Genomic DNA, 19,315 nt, shown 5'->3' with positions numbered 1-19,315 from the left:
GGGTCGAGAGAATACCCAGCTCGGTTGCCCATCTCGGCAAGGGGAAGTAGGATACTCGGCCGGGAGGTGAAAATGGCTGATCCGAAGACAGCGCGACCATTGTTCCTCCACTCGGCGGCTCAGGTGGTGACGCTCGCCGGACCGAACCGACCGCGCGTCGGTCGAGAGCTGGAAGAGCTGGGCATCATCGAGAACGGCGCCATATTAATCGAGAACGGGATCATCGTCGCCGTCGGGCCGACGAATGCCTTAGAATCCGCGCTTCCCCGTGATGTAGTGCGATGGGACGCACGTGGCATGGTCGTGCTGCCGGGCTTCGTCGATGCCCACACACATCTGGTTTTCGCTGGCGATCGGGTCGAGGAGTTCCAATGGCGAATGCGCGGCTTGAGTTATGAGGAGATTGCCCGTCGAGGAGGGGGCATTTGGACGACCGTCCGTCAGACGCGCGCTGCGTCAGAAGATGCGCTCCTGGAGATCGCGCGCCATCGCCTTCGGTGGTTCCTCGAACACGGGACGACGACAATCGAAGTCAAAAGCGGATATGGCTTGAGCCGAGAGGAGGAGTTGAAGATCTTGCGCGTGATCCGACGGCTTCGTGAGGAGGGTCCCTTGGACATCGTCCCCACGCTTCTGGCCGCTCATGTCGTTCCCGAGGAATTTGTCGGCGATCGCTCGGCTTACATTCGGATGATCGTGGAAGAGCTTCTGCCGGAGGTCGCGCGCGAGGGCCTAGCGGAGTATCACGATGTCTTTTGCGACGCAGGCGCGTTCACGGTAGATGAGGCCCGCATCTTGATGGAGGCTGCACGGGCTCATGGATTGAAGCTACGTCTTCACGCGGAACAACTCGCACGCTCGGGCGCGGCGCGCTTGGCCGCTGAGTTTCGCGCGCGGACGGCGGATCACTTAGAGAAGATCACGGACGAAGACATCGCCGCCTTGGCAGAGGCTGGAGTGATGGCCGTTCTTCTCCCCGGGGCATGCTTTCATCTCGGCCGACACGAGTATCCTCCGGCGCGGAAGCTCATCGAGGCGGGCGTTCCCGTCGTCCTCGCAACAGACTTCAATCCGGGGACATCCCCCACGCCGAGCATGCCGATGATCCTCGCGCTCGCCTGCACGCAGATGAAACTAACGCCGGCCGAGGCGATCGCCGCGGCGACGATCAATGCTGCCTATAGCCTCGATCGCGGTCATCAAGTGGGATCGCTCGAAATCGGCAAGCGAGCCGATCTCGTCCTCTTCGAAGCATCGGATTATCGCCAAATCCCGTATTTCTTCGGCGTGAATTTGGTGCGGGCTGTCTTCATCCAAGGCCGCGTGGTGTACGAGCGGAAGGTGGAAGTAAGGTGATCACCTTACTTCACAGGGAGGCCTCATCCGAGTTTTTCCTCAGCGACCGCAATTGTTCGCACGGGGCGAAGGAATCTGCTCCTTCGCCCCTCCACCTCGAGCTATCGGCCGCGGATGGCGTAAACCACGCCGGCCTTTGGGCGCCGGATCTCCGGCGGACCATCTCCAAATGGAGACGTCGCGATGACGTCCGCTTTCCCGTCCCGATCCAGATCCGCGGCGGCAAGAGAGAATCCCACCTGATCCCCAATCGTCGCGCCGTAGATCGTCAAATTCGGATCAGGCGGCGTTTCCGCGAAATCCACCGTGCCGCGCAAGAAACTCGCTCCACCGAGAATGATGTAAATCTCGCCGGCTCCATCCCGTCGGTTTCCCGGCCCATCGGCTGCCGGAGCTGCCAAAATTAGATCCCTTTGGCCATCCCCGTTCCAATCCCCCACGGCGATGGAAAAGCCCAAGGCATCTCCAGGATCCGCACCATAAAAACGCGCGTCAGGTGGATTCCTATCGAGGTCTCGACTTCCTGTCAGAGAGCTACCCCCAAAAAGCACGTAGACTTCTCCCGAGCCTGGGCGTGCATTCCCTGGGCCAGAGCCTTGAGGAACACCGATGACGAGATCATCTATGCCATCCCCACTCACATCGCCCGTCGCGACGATGCTTCCCAGAAAATCGGCGGCGTCAATTCCATTAATCGTAGCGTTCGGGGCTTGGGGGTCAGTACCTGTCCTTGAGGTATCGCGGAGATTCCGGGGGGAACGACTCCCCAAAAAGACATACGCTCGCCCTTGACTGACGTCGTTCCCCGCGGTGTAGAAAGGTGCGCCTCCAATGATATCTCCAATCCCATCCCCATTGACATCTCCCACAGCCACAGCCTGTCCAAGGCCTTCGCCGACTCTATAGATTTGGGCGACCGTGCTTGTCCGGCCATAGATCACGACATCTGCCGATGGCTGAGCCGGATTGCTCCCGATGTCCCTGGGAGACGTCCATCTGGAGGAGCCAAAGAGAACATAAATCGCTCCCGCTGAGACCGGAAGGCCAAGAGCCGGAGACGTCGTTCGATTTCCATCTGGGCCTTTCACGCCTGGAGCCCCAATGATGATGTCCGCAATTCTATCCCCATTCACATCACCTACAGCGACAGATGCGCCCGCTTCATCCTGCACGTTCTTTCCTGCCGGGCCTCCCCATCCGATGATCGTGACATCCGCTGAAGAAGAACGCAGATCGCGCACAGAGGTTGCGGCGATGGAAGAACCACCGAAGAGCACATAGACCTCACCGACGTTCGACCGAGCATTATTCGGCCCATCTGCAAATGGGGCGCCGATGATCACATCAGCCACGCCATCCCCATTGACATCACCAGCAGCGAGGCTATATCCCAGTTGGTCGCCTGGATCCGCCCCATAGATGATGACATTTGGTCTTTCAGCATTCAGGTCTCGGATGAGCGGCAGCCTTTGTCCCGGTCGTCCCAGGATGATGTAGACAGCTCCACAGTTGGATCGTGCTCCATCCGGTCCATCGTTGTATGGCACGCCTATGAGGAGATCGTTCATCCCATCGCCGTTGACATCGGCCGCGATAGCATTAATGTTACCGGAGATCTGACCGACAGCGTTCACCGTGATCCCATCGCTCGCCGTCATCCCGACCAGAGCCAGATCCGGTCCTTGTTGAAGATCCAAGGCGGCGGGCGCGACGTCCTCACGCGATTGGACCGGTCGCGCCGAACGCACGAACCACGCTCCGCCGATCAGAAGAGCGAGCGACGCAAGCGCCACAATGCGAGGGAAAAGGCATCGGACTGTTTGCCAGGACATGCGAAATCCTCCCAGTGAGGTTCTTCCACTACGCCAATGGGCGAGGGCGCTATGAGGCAGGCATTTAGCGGGCTTCAAGGGACTGCAGCGCCTCATCTCTTCTCCCTCACGCACGGCGAAGCTCACTTATATCAGATGGGGCGGGCATCGTCAAGACATCTCTCGGCTGACGGAGATTTCAACCAGGGAGGGATACTACCTCACCCTCTGACCCGTTGCACGCCCGGCGGGAGCTTTTGCACAAAGAGGTGGTCGGGGAGGCTCACGTTGAGTCTCACATCGTCGAGCTTGAGGAGCGTCTCATCGCGGTTGGATTCGACGATCTTCTGCACAATGGGCAGCCAAAGTTGGTGATCCACCCAGAGGTCAACGCGGCGATAGAGGCCACGTCGATTCGGCTTCGGGGTGAGGACCAGATGCGAAAGGCGACGGCCTTCGATCGTCTCCTGCCCGACGAGGGTGATCTCATAATCCTCGGCAGCTTGAGCAAGGCCATGGAAGAGATAGGCGAGGAAACCGGCGGCGGCGCGTAGCGAGTGGCGATCAATGGTCCCTTCGATCACCTGATTGATCCGGGGCTGATAGAGCATGAAGTGGTTGTCTCGGATCGTAATGATCCGTTTCTCAGGGACGTTGATCTCGATGCGGAGGGAAAGGTTCCGCTCACCCTTTCGCTTCATGTAGAGAACGCCCCTTTCGGGAGGATCTTTCAAGCCGAGCTGTGCGTAAAACTTCTCTTGACTGAGCGCAGCGCGTAGCGTCTGCATTTGCCGCACAGCTTGCGCCATCCGTTCCAGAATCGGGGTGACCGCCATGCCCGAGTCCGGCGCTCCGCGGCTCCGCGAAGGAGGAGCGCTCAACAGAGCGAGCGCTATTCCTACGACGGTGCTCATCCATCGCTTCACTGTCATCCGTGGCCCCCTCATACGACACTCCCCAAAGCGTAAGGGAGAGACACGCTACCTGTCAATGGCCGGCGCGGGGGGAATTCTCGCATCGTTCTTTCGCCTCTCCGACGTCGGGTCGCTCGCTCGCGCAGGCGGGGGAGGCTCGCGTCGTTCCATCCCGGGGGGGGAGGTGGAACCAGCGCTCGGGCCATTAAACCAACTGCTCGGCGTCAGGAAGATGAAGGCGAGGATCACCAAGCACAACACATCGTATTGCCATGTCCCGCGTTCGTAGGACCAAAGCAGGATGCTCTTAAGCACTGCGAGCAGCTTCATCTTCATCCCCGCGCAAGAGATAACCCGCGCAAGGAGTAAATTGTACGAAAGGGCGCACTCGGCGACAAGAGAGGAAACGGCTCACGGCACGATGATCTTGCCGTCGCGCATGTGAATGATGCGATTGGCCATGGCGGCGGCTTCGGGATTGTGGGTGATCATCACGATGGTTTGGCCGAACTGCGCGTTGAGTTCTTTGAGCATGCGGAGGACGATCTGCGAATTCTCGGAATCGAGACTGCCGGTCGGTTCATCGGCCAGGATGATGGCGGGGCGATTGATGATGGCGCGCGCGATGGCCACGCGCTGCTGTTCGCCGCCGCTCAGCTCATTCGGCTTATGGTTCAGCTTATCTTCGAGCCCGAGCAGGCGGAGAATTTGACGACGGCGTTCGGGATCGCCTTCGATGTTGCGCGTCCCGTTGTAGTAAATGCGTTCGGCGAGTCGCAAATTCCCCTCGACCGTGAGGGTGGGGAAGAGGTTCAAGCGTTGGAAGACGAAGCCGATCTTGCGCCGTCGGAGTTCGGTGCGCTCGGCATCCGAGAGGCTCGTGATCTCGATCCCATCCACGTAGACCTGGCCGGACGTGGGCGTGAGCAATCCACCGATGATGTGCAAGAGCGTGGACTTGCCGCAACCGGAAGGTCCCATGATGGCGACGAACTCCCCCCGCTCGACTTCCAAGTTCACGCCTCGCAGGGCGTGGACGCCGACTTTGCCCGTGCGGTAGATCATGTGCAGGTCCACAGTCTTCAGAATGACCGACATCGTCGTCTCCCCCTCATTCATACGCGAGCGCTCGGACGGGATCCTGACGGGCAGCGCGCACGGCCGGATACAGGGCGCCCAGGGCGCCCGCAAGCAACCCCACGAGCGTCGCGACGAGAAGCCACGACCACTCGAACCGCACGATGAGCGAGGTATAGCGCATGATGCCCGCTTTCGTGAGGAACGAGAGGACGTATCCAACGGCGACGCCTAGGGCGCTGATCGCCAACGCCTCCTTCTCGATCGCCGCGATGATGAAGCGGCGCGAGGCGCCGAGCGATTTCAAAATGCCGATCTCGCGCGTGCGCTCGGTGACGGACGTATACATGGCCAGCAAGATGACGAGCGCGCTGACAGTGAGCGCCAGGCCCACGACGACGCGGAGGAAGACGTTGAGGGAAGGGATCCCACGATCGTAATAACTCGGGATGTCGCGCGTGAAGATGATTTGATTCCCGGGCAACGCGGCTTCGATGCGCTCGGCGACGCGCTCCTGCTCGTTCGGGTCGAAGCATTTCACGAGGATGGAGGAGCATTTCCCCTCAGCGCCGAGCAACTGTTGCATCTTCGAGAGCCGCATCTTCACCCGCGCGCCGCTCTCGGGCTCGTAGATGCCGGCGACTGTGAACGTGTGATTGAGGAGTTCCACGCGCGCCCCTGGAGCGATTTTCTTCGTCGTCGCGTAATGACGATCCACGATGATCTCATCGTCACTCTGCATGGGGCGCCCCTCGACGATGCGAATGCCGCTGATGGCCGCATAGGTCGTATAGTCTTCAGTGGGCTGATCCGCGATGCCTTCGAGCATCTCGAAGCCAATCCCCCCCGCCCCGCTACGGATATAGCGCCCAACGGGAGTGACGGCGCGCACGCCCTCGATTTCCTTCAGGCGTTTGGTATATGCGATGGGCAGAGCCAGCGGCGTCGCCGTGATGCTCGCTCCCAGCGTCCCGGCCGATTGGAAGATGATCTCCGCGCCGACGTTCTTCTCCCGTTGTCCCGTCTCATAAAGGATCCCGCGCGCCAATCCGACGGTCACCAAGATGAGCACGACGCCCAAGGCGATCCCCAGCATGCTCGCGATCGTCCGCGTCGGGCGCGCCAGGATATTCGCTAAGACGAAGCTGTGCCGCATTCAGTTCCCTTTTCGATCCAGGTTGATGGTTCGGACGGCGTCCCCCCACTCGGCGGGTTTCTCCAAGCGAAAGAGCGCTTCGGAGACCTCGCCGTTGATGACCAAGCTCGTGCGATCGAGACCCAAGCGAACCGAGTACCGGTCGTATGGGCGCGCGATCCGAATCTCGACGGGGATGAGATAGGGAGAGTTCGGAGCGGTGGCGAATTCTTCGTAGCGAATCTCACTGCGGATCTCGCCGGCCTCGCCGAAGACCTGTTGGCGCACAAGGAGCAGACCGCGCGTGCGGTCGAACCAGAATTTCCTCAGAATGCGCGCCCGGTTAGGGCCGATCGGTTCCAAGAGCGAGATGATGTAGTAACTCCGGATGACCATGCGCGGCTTCTGACCGGACGCGCGCTCTTCCTCGATCTGCCGGAATTCCTCCAGCGTCGTGAGGCGATTCGAAGCGCCGTCGTCCACCGGCCCCCAGAGCAGAGCTTCGGTGATGTGCTGCGGCCGGACGCGCCGCAACGATCCGACTTCGCGCCACTGCGGATCGCGCTGCAGCGCTTCCTCGCGCTCCGTATAATCCCGATCGTTCGAGCCTTCGACGAAGAGGCGATGATCTTCGGGATAGACGAGGAGTTGGAACCGATGGCCGTCCGAGGCCAATTCAGCAATGGTCGTCTTCACCAGCGGCGCTTGAATGAGCAAGCGCACGTTGGCCGGTCGGGCGAGGATCAACCGCCCATCAGCCGTGCGATAGCGCTGGCCCAATCCCGATTCGGGCGCTTCGGTTTGGAATTGGATCGCGACGCGCGCCGAGAGCGTGCGCACTTGCTGAAAATCGTTCAAGCGCGCGAGCAGCTCCTCCAGCGTCGCTGTGCTCAATGGGGCGACCAATTGGGGCACCTTCACCTCGCGCGAGACCAGACCACAGCCAATGCTGGTTAACAGGCCCCACACGAGGAGAAGGACCGCGCCGCCTTTGCTCAATCTCTTACAGAGCCCCGCGTTCACCGTCCGCCGAAATAGGCAAGCTACCAGATGAAGCGCGCCACTGTCAAACCTCATCCCCGACGCTCATCGAGCGTTTCGATGCGTGCTTGAGGGACATCTGGTATAATGAAGGGGCGTGAACAGAACGCGAGGGAGGCGAACATGGAGCAGATGTCAGGTGTCGGTCCTTCGTCCCGATGGGGGGCGTGGCCACGATGGACGATGCCCATCGGCTTGAGCCTGAGTGTGATCCTTGGCATCGGCGTCGGAGTGTGGATCTCCGGGGGGACTTCAGCCCGACAATCGGCGCGACCGCTTCACGTGAGTGAGAGCCATGTCCCGCCGACGGGAGCACTGGCGACGGCGCTCGCCCTCTCGGACGCATTCGCGCAAGTCGCGCGTCAGGTCGAGCCGGCTGTCGTCCATATTGAGACGGAAGCCGCGCGAGCGAGTCGGCGATCGGAGGATCCCTTCGATTTCTTCTTCGGGCCGCGCGGACGGCCACGTCGCGGGACGGGATCGGGGGTGATCGTGGACCCAGAGGGGTATATCCTCACTAATTACCACGTCATTCGCGGCGCTTCGACAATTCGGGTCAAGACCTTCGAGGGCAAGACCTATACGCCGGAGGTGATCGGCGTGGATCCGGAGACGGATCTGGCCGTGATCAAGATCTCGCGGAGCGAGCCCTTCCCCTATGCGCGCATGGGCGATTCGAACAAGTTGCGCGTCGGCGATTGGGTGCTGGCCATCGGCAGTCCATTCGGGTTGGAGCAGACGGTCACAGCGGGAATCATCAGTGCGAAGGATCGCATCACCGATGGGGAGAACGCCCCGTTCCAACGCTTCCTGCAAACGGATGCGGCGATCAATCCTGGGAATTCCGGCGGGCCGCTCGTCAATTTGAGGGGGGAGGTCATCGGCATCAACACGCAGATTTCGACCAGCACCGGATATTTCAACGGGGTGGGATTCGCGCTCCCATCGGCCTTGGCCGTCGAGGTCTATAATCAATTGGTCCAGCGCGGCCGCGTCGCGCGGGGGTATTTGGGCGTCTATGTGAAGCCGGTATCGCCGCAGATCGCGCGTCTGAATGGCTTGAAAGAACCACAGGGCGCACTCGTCGAAAGCGTGACCGATCCGGAGAGTCCGGCCGCGCATGCTGGCTTGCAGACGGGCGACATCATCGTGGAGATTGATGGTGAGCCCGTTCGGGATAGTCGCGATCTCACGCGGCGCGTGGCTTCGATGGACGTCGGACGTACGGTGCGGTTGAAGTACATCCGCAATGGGCGCGAGCATGTCACCAGCGTCAAGCTCGGCGTTCGTCCGTCGCTTGCGGATCGTCGTGAGGAGCCATTGCGAGAAGAGCCGCGCGATAAGAACGCTCAGCCACCGGAGGAGAAGAAGTCATCCGGACCGCCGCGCTTGGGGGCGACATTAGAGCCGGTGACGCCGCATGTGGCCGAGGTTCTCAAGCTCGGGGCCGTTCGCGGGGCCGTCGTCGGTGAGATCGAGGAGGAGAGCTTCGCTGAGACCCTCGGCCTCATGCCGGGCGATGTGATCCTCTCCATCAATCGCGTGGAAGTTCGAGGTCCGGAGGACGTCAAGCGAGTCTTCGAGGGGTTGAAATCGGGCGACGATGTGGTGATGATCGTCGCGCGCGCCCATCGGGGGCTTGGCCCAAATCGTTCGGTGCTCTCGGGGACGATCCCGTAGGAGGAGGGTAGGTGAAACCCACGGCTCGATTCGCAGTGAGCAGCCTGCTGTTGCTTCTTCTAGCGATCCCGATGGGGGAATGGCGCCAGGGAGAAGAAACGCTCGCTCAAAGCCGACAGAATGCGCCCTCGGCAACGTCGGCGGCTCGCTCAAAGGCACAAGGCTCGCGAACGTCGGCTGTGCGCTCGCGCTCGGCTTCAGCGCGGAACCGACGTCTCACCAGGCAACGCGCTCGCGCCTCCGCGCGCCGACGAACAGTGCGTCGCCTCGTCTTGCGTCCTGGAAAGTTGATCCCGCGCGAGCGCGTGCGCGAGATCCAATTGGCCCTCATCGAGCGGGGATTCTTAGAAGGCCCACCGACGGGCGTCTACGACGCGCGGACCGTGGAGGCGATGAAGCGGTTTCAGCAAGCGGAGGGCATCGAGGTGACCGGGTATCCGACGGCGCACGCGCTCTACCGATTGGGACTCCATCCGGCAGCGTCATCCGACGGCTCCGCAACTTCGCCCGCCCATCGGTCGCCCCCTCCTTCATGAGGAAGGATTCGTCGCTTCACTAAGGACGGGAAGTGGCCGTGCGACTCCGACCGATTCAACTGGCGACGCTCTTTCGCATCCCCATTCGGGTGAGCTACGGATGGATCCCCGTCGTCTTCTTGCACATATATGCCGTCTCGGTCTTCTATCTCCCGCGGCATCTGCCCGACTTTCATCCGCTCGCCCATTGGACGCTCGGAGGAGTCACGACGCTGTTGCTGTTTCTCTCGGTGTTGGGGCATGAGATCGGACACGCATTGGTCGCGCGCGCCGAAGGCATACGCATCTACGATATCACGCTCCACCTCTTTGGGGGATTCGCGCGCTTTGAGCATGAGGCGCATACGCCGGGCTCGGAATTTCGGATCGCCGTCGCGGGGCCGAGCGCGAGTTTCCTTTATGCTGTGGTGTTCTTCCTGCTGAATCAATTGAGCGTGCACGTCTTCGACTCGCGACCGGCGGCGCTCATCACGAACTATCTCGCCCTCTCGAATCTGATCCTGGCGCTCTTCAACCTGCTGCCGGGGTTTCCCCTGGATGGTGGACGCGTCTTTCGAGCATGGTTGTGGGCGCGTTGGGGGGATTACTGGCGAGCGAGCCGCTGGGCTATCGGCGTGGGGCAGGGGATCGCGTATCTCCTTGTTGGCTTGGGCATCTTCTGGGTGCTGCGCGCGCGCACGAGCGCGGACATCTTCGCGGGAGCATGGTCCATCTTGGTCGGGATCTTCCTCCGCGATGTGGCCGAAAATAGTCGCCTTTCCCTCAAGCAGGTGGATCAGATGAGGCGGATCCGCGTCGCGGATGTCATGCGGGATCCGCCGGCACTGCTGCCGCCGGAGATGACCATTGAGGAATTGGCTGCGCGCGTGCTGCCGAAGCATCGGAGCCGAACGTTCCCCGTCTCTCGAGATCGTCGGTTGCATGGCATCTTACTCGTCCCTGCTCTTCACGCGTTGCCGCGCGAGCAATGGGCGCGCACGACCGTTCGAGACCTCATGCAGCCGGTCGCTCCCTCGATGTTCGTTCATCCGGAGACGCCGCTTTGGGAGGCGCATCGTCTGCTTCGTCGCAATGGCCTGGGCGCCAGTGCCGTGCTCGATGCCGACGGCTATATCGTCGGGTATCTCGCGCTCGAGGATTTCCGCTCGGACGCCCATGCTCCCTGAGGAAGGGGTGCGATAGCGTGTTGACAGCTTCAGCGCTCTTTCAGTAAGATTGGGCTCGCCCATGCCGAAGGAGGAGGGGAAAGGGGTGAGCGCATATATTCGGAAGCGAAGCGTCGAGGTGAGCCTGTTGCTCCTGTTGACGGTGAGCGGTGAATCGGCCCTCTCCTCTTCGCACGATCCCTTATCGGTGCTCGTGCGCGGGCGTTTGGTCTGTGCCGAGTCTGCGGGCGAGCGTGAGGATTCGTGTTCACCCGAACGCATCGGGATTCGCACGGTCGAAGGGCGAGTGTATTTCTTCGGCCCAGCGGACCCGGCCATTGCACTTTTTGCGGATTCACACCTTCGGGCCGAGGACCTTCAAATCCTGGCCCTTCGGCATGGCGACGATCGCTTGGAGAGCATCCGCATTCGTCTCGTTCGAGGTGGGCGACTGTATGACATCGCCTATACCTGCGACGTTTGTCAGATCAAATCCTCGGTGCCTGGGGTCTGCCCGTGTTGCCAGAAAGAGCTGGTGCGCGAGGAGACTCCGATCATCGCTCCGTGAGAGCACGGCATTGAGAGGGTGAGGAGGAATGGTCTTATGGAGAAACAGCCATCGAAACCGGGAAGCCTTTCACGGCGTGATTTTCTGAAAGTCTCGGGGATCACGCTCACGGTCCCTCTGGTGGTCGGGCCGCGCGTGCTCAAGGTCGCCGGGGCGGAGGTGAAGGTCTTCGGTCCCGGGAAGGTCCCGATGACGTTCACCATCAATGGGAAGACGTATCGGGCGGAACTAGAGCCGCGCGTGACCTTGCTCGATGCGCTTCGGAATGAATTCGATCTGACTGGCGCCAAGCGGGTGTGCGATCGCGGGACGTGTGGCGCGTGCACAGTGCTTTTGGACGGCAAGCCCGTCTACGCCTGTTCCGTGCTCGCAATCGAAGCGCAGGGGAGAGCGATCACGACCGTCGAAGGCCTCATGCAGGACGGGAAGCTGCATCCCATTCAGCAAGCGTTCGTCGAGAACGATGCCTTGCAATGCGGATTCTGCACGCCGGGATTCGTCGTCGCTTGCAAGGCGCTTCTGGATCGGATCCCCAATCCCACGCCGGAGGACCTGGTGGCTGGATTGGGCGGGAACCTCTGTCGCTGCGGGACCTATGTGGGGATCCGAGCGGCCATCGCACAGGCCGCGCGAATGCAGAGAGGAGGATGAGCTATGGCCGAACGAGAGGCTGTGGAGATGGCGGAATACAAATGGCCGGAGCCTGGGCAACGGCGCTTAATCGGCAAGCGCGTCTCGCGCGTGGACGGCCCGGATAAGGTGAGCGGGCGCGCCAAATATACCTATGACGTGAATCGTCCGGGGATGCTCGCCGGGAAGATTCTGCACTGCCCACATGCGCGCGCGCGGATCGTGCGGTTGGATACGAGCGCGGCCGAGAAGATGCCGGGCGTGAAGGCGGTTCTCCCCTTGAAGAAGGTGGGCGATGAGATCCTCTGGGCGGGCGATGAAGTCGTAGCCGTTGCTGCTGTTGATGAACCCACGGCCGAGGATGCCATTCGCGCCATCGTCGTCGAGTACGAGAAGCTGCCGCATTTCGTTCTGGACACCGATCCGAAAGCAGCGGGCGAGCGAGCGCGTCCGACGGCCGAGCAGATCGAGGGGGATCCGGACGCCGCATTTCGCGAGGCGGAGGTCGTCGCTGAGGGGCTCTACGGCATGTCCGTGATCACCCACTGTTGCCTGGAGCCACACGGCGCCGTCGTCGAGTGGGAAGGTGAGAACTCCGTACTCGTGCACATCTCGACGCAAGCCGTCTCAGGGATCGCCGGGCAGATGGCTGGACCGCTTGGCGTTCCGGCGGGCAATATCCGCGTGAAGCAAGAGCATATTGGCGGCGGATTCGGGAGCAAATTCGGTCCGGACAGTTGGGGGATCGCCGCCGCGCGGCTCTCCAAAATGGCTGGTGGACGGCCTGTGAAGATCATGCTCGAACGGGATGCCGAGTTGATGGTCGCCGGCGCGCGTCCTTCGTACTATGGACGCGTTCGCGTGGGTGCTAAGCGCGATGGAACCCTGATCGCATGGGAATCGGAGACGTGGGGGACGGGCGGCATTCCGCCAACAAGTCCACTCCCGCTGCCGTATGTGCTGCGCATTCCGAATCAGCGGAAGCGACACATCGCGATTGCGACCAACAGCGGACCGGCGCGAGCCTGGCGCGCGCCCTTACATCCGCAAGCGTGTTTGCTGACCATGGCGGCGATCGATGATCTGGCCGCCGCCTTGCGCATGGATCCGCTGGATCTGCTCTTGAAGAACATCGAATTGGCGGGTGAGCGCGCCGACGTTTATCGCGAGGAGTTGCAGATCGCGGCCGAGTTGATGGAGTGGAAGAAACGGTGGCATCCGCGAGGCGATCCGTCGCCCGGACCGATCAAGCGCGGGCTCGGCGTCTCGATCCATACCTGGCCCGGGCGCGGTCATGCATGCCGATGCGATTTGACCATCCATCCGGATGGGTCGGTTGAGGTGAAGCTCGCCTCGCAAGACCTGGGCACGGGAACGCGCACGGCGATTGCCATCGTCGTGGCCGATACACTGGGCCTCCCGCTGGAAGCTGTGCGCGTGCGGATTGGAGACAATCAATATCCTCCGGCTGGAGGCTCCGGCGGCAGCACGACCATCGGCGGTGTCAGTTCGGCGGCGCGCCGAGCCGCTCTCAATGCCTTGGATCAATTCTTCGCTCGCGTCGCTCCGTTGCTCAATGCCGCGCCGGATCAGCTCGAGGCATGGGACGGACGCATTCGGGTGAAGGGGGACCCGAGCCGCTCGATCGCGTGGGAACAAGCGTGCGCTCGGCTCGATGGCATGCCGCTCACTGTACGCGGAGAGAATCCCGGTCCGGGCGAGCTGACGACGGCGGGCGCAGCCGGTGTGCAAATGGCCGATGTCTCCGTGGACATTGAGACGGGCATCGTCCGCATCAACAAGATGGTCGCCGTCCAGGACTGCGGCTTGATCATCAACATGAAGGCAGCCGAGAGTCAATGCTACGGCGCCATGATCATGGGCATCAGCTATGCCCTCTACGAGGAGAAGATCATGGACCCGGTCACCGGACGGATGCTCAATCCGAACATGGAGTTCTACAAGTTGGCGGGCCTGGCGGATATCGGCGAATTGGTCGTGCACATGATGACCGGAGAGAAGTACGATCGGCGAGGCGTCATCGGACTCGGGGAACCACCGGTGGTCTCGCCGGGAGCGGCGATCTCCAATGCCGTCGCCAACGCCATCGGCGTGCGCGTGCCGTTTTTGCCGCTCACGCCCGAACGCGTCCTGGAGGCTTTGAAGAAGGGAGGGAGCCATGCGCGCGTTTGAGTACGTGAGTCCGACGACGAAGGAGCAAGCCGTCGCGCTGCTCTCCCGCACGTGGGGAGAGACGGAAATCCTCGCTGGCGGTACTGACCTGCTCGCGCTCATGAAAGATGACATCGTGCGGCCGCGACGCTTGGTCAACATCAAGGAGATTGCCGAACTGCGAGGGATCAGCTTCTCACCGCGGACGGGGTTGCGTTTGGGCGCGACGGTCACTCTTCAGGAGTTGCTCGATCATCCTGAGATCGCGCGCGTCTATCCGGCGCTCGCGCAGGCCGTCCGTGGCATCACCAGTCCACAGATTCGAAACATGGGGACCGTCGGCGGGGATCTCTGTCAGCGGCCGCGCTGTTGGTACTTCCGCTCGGGCTTCGGCCTCTTGGCTCGCGATGAGACGGGACGCTCGCTCGTGCTGGAGGGGGACAATCGGTACCATGCAATCCTGGGCAATGAGGGGCCGGCTTACTTCGTTAATCCCTCGAGTTTGGCCCCGGCACTCATCGCCTATGGGGCGCGCCTTCGCATCTTCGGCCCGCAGGGGACACGTGAAGTCCCGGTCGAGCGGTTCTTCCGCATTCCGAAATCGGAGACCGAGCGCGAATATGATTTGCAGCCGAATGAGATCGTGACCGACATCCTCGTGCCGCCGCCTCCGGCAGGGATGATGAGCGCGACCTATGAGGTGCGTCAGCACGAGGCGCTCGATTGGCCGTTGGCGGCGGCATCCGTGGCTTTGGTGCTCGATGGCCAGCGCGTGCGCTCAGCGCGCGTCGTGCTCGGACACGTTGCTCCGATCCCCTGGCCCTCGCCCGAGGCGGAGCGCGCTCTCGTGGGAAAGGCCGTGACCGAAGAAGTCGCGAAGGCGGCCGCTGACGCCGCCGTACAAAAGGCGCGAAGCTTAGGGAAGAACGAATACAAGATTCAGCTGGCTCGCGTCGCCGTGCGTCGAGCGATCCAGCAAGCCGTCGGAGGAGGAGCGCGACGATGATCGACGCGGAACGATTCTCGGAAGTGTACTGGACGCTTTGCCCGCACCTGCGGTGGAAGACGCAGTTCTACACGGAGACGCCCATCGCTCCGCCGCCGCCCCCTGATGATGGGTTCTTCTGGTGCGCGTTCACGCAGACGTGCCTGGGGCCCGATGGGGCCTTGGTCGAGCCCGAATCCTGTGCCTCGGCGCAGCGGGCTTGTTATGGGACGGGGCGAGTGCGATAAGATGTTGCTCGATGAGGCGAGCGCGGAGGCCCCGACGGATGCGAGGCGTCCGTCGGAGCAGGGCGAGATTTTGGAGGAGGTGCGATTTATGCGAAGCCTGATCATGGTATTGTTCGTGCTCGCAGCCATTGCGGGCGTCTTCGAGCAAGCGCATGCGCAGCAAATCCTCGGCGACTATGTCGAGGCGCGCAATGCGGATGTTTACACTGGTCCTTGCTTCGCCAACGCGGAGGCGGGGTTTGTGGGCGATCAGGCGATCCTCGCCTGGCGCATTCAGCGAGGGAGCTGGGAGGGGATTCGCCTCGATGGCTTGAGCGTCGTCGGCATCGTCAAAGCGCGCGCGACGCTGGGAGACCCACAAGGGAAACCCTATCCGGCGAAGGCCCTCGTGGTCGTGGACGAGCGGGCGAATCGGGAGCAACGCGAGGCCTTGCTCCGTTTCGCTCAAACGATGGCGGGTGAACTGCTCGGGAACGTCGTGCGCGTCGTAGCTGCTCCGATCCGCTTCGACGTTCGGGATGAGGGCGAGCACGCGGCTCGAGCCATCGTGCGAGCGGGCGAGTGGGCGCGGATCGAGACGCGTCCCTTGAATGAGCAGGATCATATCTGCGGCAATGAGGAGATCTTCTATCCACCGCTCGCTCCAGTCCAGCACGCAATGCCTGCCGTCGCCGTCCTCAATCAGTTCCGCGGAGATGGTTTGGGCGTCACCTGGACCATCAGTGGCAAGCGAAGCGCTTTCGTCGGCCACTTCGCGCGATGAGCGCAGAAGCGCTCTCGTGAAACCAATGCTGAAAGGCGAGGCCACTGCCTCTGAAGGTGGCCTCTTTCTCCTTAGTGCGGGATCATCCCGCTCTTTTTTGTGAGAGGGGAAAACGATGCGACGGTCTCATGCAAGAGCTCTCATCTTCATATTGAGCTTCGTCTTGAGCCTCGTCGGCCCGACTTTCGCTCAAGAGGGACGGGTGGAGGCCATCGGTCCACTGACGGCGCCGTCCGTTCCGGAGTCCATCCGAAAGGTCCTGGAGCCGAAGGGGTATCGTGTTCTCCAAGCGGATGGACGCGTCGTATGCGAAATCTGGTTCCGCGCGGCCGTTCCGATCCAGGCCGGGAAAACGGCGGATCCCGATGTCGTCTACGTAGGGATGGAAGAATCCACCTTCGTCGGCGTGATCGTGTTCCCGCACCCGACGACGGACTATCGAGGGCAAGCGATCAAGCCGGGTGCCTATACGCTGCGGTATGCATTGTATCCGGCAGACGGTAATCACATGGGCATCGCTCCCAATCGCGATTTCCTCTTGCTCGTTCCAGCCGATCTGGATCAAGATGCAACGGCTCGATACTCGTTCGAGGAGTTGATGAAGTTGAGCGCCAAGGCGGCCGGAACGAATCATCCGGCCGGGCTCAGTCTCCGCTCGGCGGAGGGGTATAAAACAGTTCCGACCGTCGTGGAATTGGCCTCTCGATATACGCTACTTGTCGCACCCGTGAAGACGACGGCCGGGGGAGAATTGACGCTGGCTCTCATCGTCAAGGGCATCGCCGAGTTGTGACCGAAAGCGCGCTCATCAGTGCCCTTTGAGTCGGGCAACGAGTGGGATGAGCTGTTCCGCTTCGACGAACATACGGATGGCCGCGATACCTGCCGCTCCACGGGCGAGCACCTGCGGCGCGTTCTCCGGCGTGATGCCCCCGATGGCGAGAACAGGAAGGCGAACCGCCACCGCGATGCACGCGAATGCTTCCAAGCCGAGGGGCGGTCCATAGGGTTTTTTGCTCGGCGTCTCGAAGACGGGGCCGAGCACAAGAAAATCCGCGCCTCCGATTTCGGCGTCGCGCGCCTCTTCGAGCGAATGCGCCGAGACGCCGATCAGCACGTCCGGCCCGACGATCTCTCTCACGATCGCGGCGGGCAACGATCGCGTCGTCAGATGAACACCGTGAGCGCCGCAAGTTACGGCCACATCGAAGCGGTCATTGACGAGGAGTCGCGCCGGCGTTCCCGCGATTCGCGCTGCCGCTTCTTCGACGAGCGCGCATAGCTCTCGGATCGGCAGATCCTTCTCCCGAATCTGAATTAGATCCACGCCCGCGCGCGCCGCTTCCACGATGAGCTCGAGGATCGAACGCGATGGGCAGAGCTTTCGATCGGTGATGAGGTAGAGCAGGGGCGGATTCCCCAACGTCTTCATCGTTCGCTCTCCGAGGAGGAAGGCCGTCGCCTCCCTTCTTCGATTAGCCGGAGGAGATCGCGATATCGAGAGGCTTCCCACGCGCCCAAGATGAGATTGAGCACGCCAAGTCCGGTGACGCTCGCTTTGACGGCGAAGCTGTTGAATGTGAGCAGCAGCTCAGCCGATCCTGTGCGCTGCACGAGATACGCCAAAAGCACATTGTCGCTCCAAAAGGACGTCCACGGCGCCACGATCAGGATGGCTCCCAGCTCGAAATACACGAGGATGTACAGAAGGACCGTGATCTTCGCCGACATCGTCGCGCTCGACTCCTACGAAATCCGATCCTTCAGGGTAACACTCCACCTGCGAGAGGGTCAAATCTCGGACCAAGTCGTCCTCGAATCAGCTCGAGCGTCCCGCCCATGGGGCTCCGCCTGGTTGCGCGAAACGGCGGTTGCGGAGTACGCTTTCCCCCCGAGACGATCCAGGAGTTGATGGCTATGAGCAACGAGGAATTGGTGCGCAAGCAGAAGGAATACCTCTTCCGGTGTGTCTCGACGTATTACCGAGAGCCCTTGGTGATCGAGCGGGGCGAAGGGATGTACGTGTGGGACGCGCAGGGACGACGCTACTTGGATTGTTTCGGCGGCGTCCTGACGATCAGCGTCGGACATGCGCATCCCAAGGTCGTGGAAGCGATCACGGATCAGGTTCGGAAGATCTCGCACACCTCCACGCTCTACATCAATGAACCGCAGGTGCGATTGGCCGAGAAGCTGGCTGAGCTCACGCCGGGACGACTGCAAAAGAGCTTCTTCACCAACAGTGGCACCGAAGCCGATGAGACGGCGCTCGTGCTCGCGCGGCTCTACACCGGGCGGCAGGAAATCATCGCGCTGCGCCACGGCTACAGCGGTCGATCCGCCTTGGCGATGAGCGTCAGTGGGCAAGCGCCCTGGAAGCTCGGGACGCCCTATGTCGCCGGAATCGTGCACGCCGTCGCCCCTTACTGCTATCGCTGTCCCTTCAAACTCACCTATCCGGCGTGCGATCTGGCATGCGCACGTGATGTGGAGGAACTGATTCAAACGGCGACTTCGGGACGCATCGCTGCGCTCATCGCGGAGCCGATCATGGGCGTCGGTGGATTCGTCGTTCCCCCGAAAGAGTACTTCAAAGTCGTCGTCGAGATCGTACGTCGCTATGGCGGCATCTTCATCTGCGACGAGGTGCAAACCGGATGGGGGCGCACGGGGGAGAAGATGTTCGGCATCGAGCACTGGGAGGTGGAGCCGGACATCATGACCTTCGCCAAGGGTCTGGCCAATGGAACGCCCATCGGGGCCACGATCGCCACGCCGGAGATCGCCGATGCCTATCCTTCGCTCACCTTCTCAACCTTCGGTGGCAATCCTGTCGCCTGTCGCGCCGCCTTGGCGACGATCCGCGTGATCGAGGAGGAAGAATTGCCGAAGAACGCACGCCGGGTCGGCGATTATCTGCGCGAGCAACTGGAGGCACTCAAGGAAGCGTATCCGCAAATCATCGGCGATGTGCGGGGCATGGGATTGATGCAAGCGATCGAGTTGGTGAAAGATCCCAAGACCAAAGAGCCGAATCCCGAAGCTCTGCAGCAGATCTTCGAAGAGACAAAGAAACGTGGCGTGCTCATCGGTCGAGGCGGGCTCTACGGGAACGTGATTCGTATTGGTCCGCCCTTGATCGCTACGAAGGATCACATTGATGAGTTGATCTCGGCGCTGGCAGCCGCCTTCGCCGTCGTCACTCGTAAGAGGTGAGCGCGTAATTTTGTGGATTTCCGAGCAATTTTTGCATC

The 19,315-nt window shown here is 61.7% G+C and carries 20 protein-coding genes; 12 read left to right on the top strand and 8 right to left on the bottom strand.

Annotated elements, in window-relative coordinates:
- Positions 1 to 72: 72 nt before the first annotated feature.
- Complete coding sequence (gene hutI / locus NZ746_10665) at positions 73 to 1,356, top strand: imidazolonepropionase (protein ID MCS6817824.1); 1,284 nt, start codon at positions 73 to 75, stop codon at positions 1,354 to 1,356.
- Positions 1,357 to 1,457: 101 nt separating this feature from the next.
- On the opposite strand, the gene NZ746_10660 is transcribed toward hutI, so the two are convergent.
- The 6 genes from NZ746_10660 to NZ746_10635 form a co-directional block, all read right to left on the bottom strand.
- A complete protein-coding gene (locus tag NZ746_10660) occupies positions 1,458 to 3,188 on the bottom strand; it encodes an FG-GAP-like repeat-containing protein (GenBank protein ID MCS6817823.1) in 1,731 nt (576 codons plus the stop codon).
- Positions 3,189 to 3,388: 200 nt separating this feature from the next.
- A complete protein-coding gene (locus tag NZ746_10655; GenBank protein ID MCS6817822.1) occupies positions 3,389 to 4,114 on the bottom strand; it encodes an outer membrane lipoprotein carrier protein LolA in 726 nt (241 codons plus the stop codon).
- Between the two features lie 33 nt (positions 4,115 to 4,147).
- Entirely contained in the window at positions 4,148 to 4,411 is a 264-nt protein-coding gene (locus NZ746_10650) for a hypothetical protein (protein ID MCS6817821.1), read from the bottom strand.
- An 81-nt stretch (positions 4,412 to 4,492) separates the two neighbouring features.
- Complete coding sequence (locus tag NZ746_10645) at positions 4,493 to 5,179, bottom strand: ABC transporter ATP-binding protein (protein ID MCS6817820.1); 687 nt, start codon at positions 5,177 to 5,179, stop codon at positions 4,493 to 4,495.
- Between the two features lie 13 nt (positions 5,180 to 5,192).
- Entirely contained in the window at positions 5,193 to 6,314 is a 1,122-nt protein-coding gene (locus NZ746_10640; protein MCS6817819.1) for an ABC transporter permease, read from the bottom strand.
- Positions 6,315 to 7,370 carry a hypothetical protein gene (locus NZ746_10635; protein MCS6817818.1) on the bottom strand — a complete coding sequence of 352 codons (1,056 nt, stop codon included), beginning with the start codon at positions 7,368 to 7,370 and terminating at the stop codon, positions 6,315 to 6,317.
- An 87-nt stretch (positions 7,371 to 7,457) separates the two neighbouring features.
- Here NZ746_10635 and NZ746_10630 point away from each other — a divergent pair, with 87 nt between their 5' ends.
- The 10 genes from NZ746_10630 (at position 7,458) to NZ746_10585 (ending at position 16,854) form a co-directional block, all read left to right on the top strand.
- A complete protein-coding gene (locus tag NZ746_10630) occupies positions 7,458 to 9,014 on the top strand; it encodes a trypsin-like peptidase domain-containing protein (protein MCS6817817.1) in 1,557 nt (518 codons plus the stop codon).
- A gap of 11 nt (positions 9,015 to 9,025) precedes the next feature.
- A complete protein-coding gene (locus NZ746_10625; GenBank protein MCS6817816.1) occupies positions 9,026 to 9,550 on the top strand; it encodes a peptidoglycan-binding protein in 525 nt (174 codons plus the stop codon).
- A 32-nt stretch (positions 9,551 to 9,582) separates the two neighbouring features.
- Positions 9,583 to 10,716, top strand: a complete 1,134-nt coding sequence (locus NZ746_10620) for a site-2 protease family protein (protein MCS6817815.1) — start codon at positions 9,583 to 9,585, stop codon at positions 10,714 to 10,716.
- Between the two features lie 85 nt (positions 10,717 to 10,801).
- Entirely contained in the window at positions 10,802 to 11,263 is a 462-nt protein-coding gene (locus NZ746_10615) for a hypothetical protein (protein MCS6817814.1), read from the top strand.
- A 36-nt stretch (positions 11,264 to 11,299) separates the two neighbouring features.
- On the top strand, positions 11,300 to 11,914 hold the full coding sequence (locus tag NZ746_10610; protein MCS6817813.1) for a (2Fe-2S)-binding protein: 615 nt from the start codon (positions 11,300 to 11,302) through the stop codon (positions 11,912 to 11,914).
- A 3-nt stretch (positions 11,915 to 11,917) separates the two neighbouring features.
- Positions 11,918 to 14,086 (top strand): xanthine dehydrogenase family protein molybdopterin-binding subunit, encoded by a 2,169-nt coding sequence (locus NZ746_10605; protein ID MCS6817812.1) that lies wholly within the window; start codon positions 11,918 to 11,920, stop codon positions 14,084 to 14,086.
- Positions 14,073 to 15,071: a xanthine dehydrogenase family protein subunit M gene (locus tag NZ746_10600; GenBank protein ID MCS6817811.1), complete on the top strand. Its 999-nt coding sequence runs from the start codon at positions 14,073 to 14,075 to the stop codon at positions 15,069 to 15,071. Before NZ746_10605 ends, NZ746_10600 begins: the two co-directional genes overlap by 14 nt.
- Positions 15,068 to 15,298: a hypothetical protein gene (locus tag NZ746_10595; GenBank protein MCS6817810.1), complete on the top strand. Its 231-nt coding sequence runs from the start codon at positions 15,068 to 15,070 to the stop codon at positions 15,296 to 15,298. Before NZ746_10600 ends, NZ746_10595 begins: the two co-directional genes overlap by 4 nt.
- 88 nt (positions 15,299 to 15,386) lie before the next feature.
- Positions 15,387 to 16,061 carry a DUF1326 domain-containing protein gene (locus NZ746_10590; GenBank protein MCS6817809.1) on the top strand — a complete coding sequence of 225 codons (675 nt, stop codon included), beginning with the start codon at positions 15,387 to 15,389 and terminating at the stop codon, positions 16,059 to 16,061.
- Between the two features lie 115 nt (positions 16,062 to 16,176).
- The gene (locus NZ746_10585; protein MCS6817808.1) at positions 16,177 to 16,854 is read left to right on the top strand and encodes a hypothetical protein; all 678 of its coding nucleotides are present in this window, start codon (positions 16,177 to 16,179) and stop codon (positions 16,852 to 16,854) included.
- Positions 16,855 to 16,869: 15 nt separating this feature from the next.
- Here NZ746_10585 and thiE read toward each other — a convergent pair whose 3' ends face one another.
- On the bottom strand, positions 16,870 to 17,493 hold the full coding sequence (gene thiE, locus NZ746_10580; protein ID MCS6817807.1) for a thiamine phosphate synthase: 624 nt from the start codon (positions 17,491 to 17,493) through the stop codon (positions 16,870 to 16,872).
- The gene (locus NZ746_10575; protein ID MCS6817806.1) at positions 17,490 to 17,792 is read right to left on the bottom strand and encodes a hypothetical protein; all 303 of its coding nucleotides are present in this window, start codon (positions 17,790 to 17,792) and stop codon (positions 17,490 to 17,492) included. Before NZ746_10575 ends, thiE begins: the two co-directional genes overlap by 4 nt.
- Before the next feature lie 186 nt (positions 17,793 to 17,978).
- On the opposite strand from NZ746_10575, the gene NZ746_10570 reads away from it, so the two are divergent.
- The gene (locus tag NZ746_10570; GenBank protein ID MCS6817805.1) at positions 17,979 to 19,277 is read left to right on the top strand and encodes an aspartate aminotransferase family protein; all 1,299 of its coding nucleotides are present in this window, start codon (positions 17,979 to 17,981) and stop codon (positions 19,275 to 19,277) included.
- Positions 19,278 to 19,315 lie beyond the last annotated feature (38 nt).

This window comes from Blastocatellia bacterium (assembly GCA_025055075.1).
Taxonomy (GTDB): Bacteria; Acidobacteriota; Blastocatellia; order HR10; family HR10; genus HR10.
This window is presented reverse-complemented; position numbering and strand designations above follow the sequence as displayed.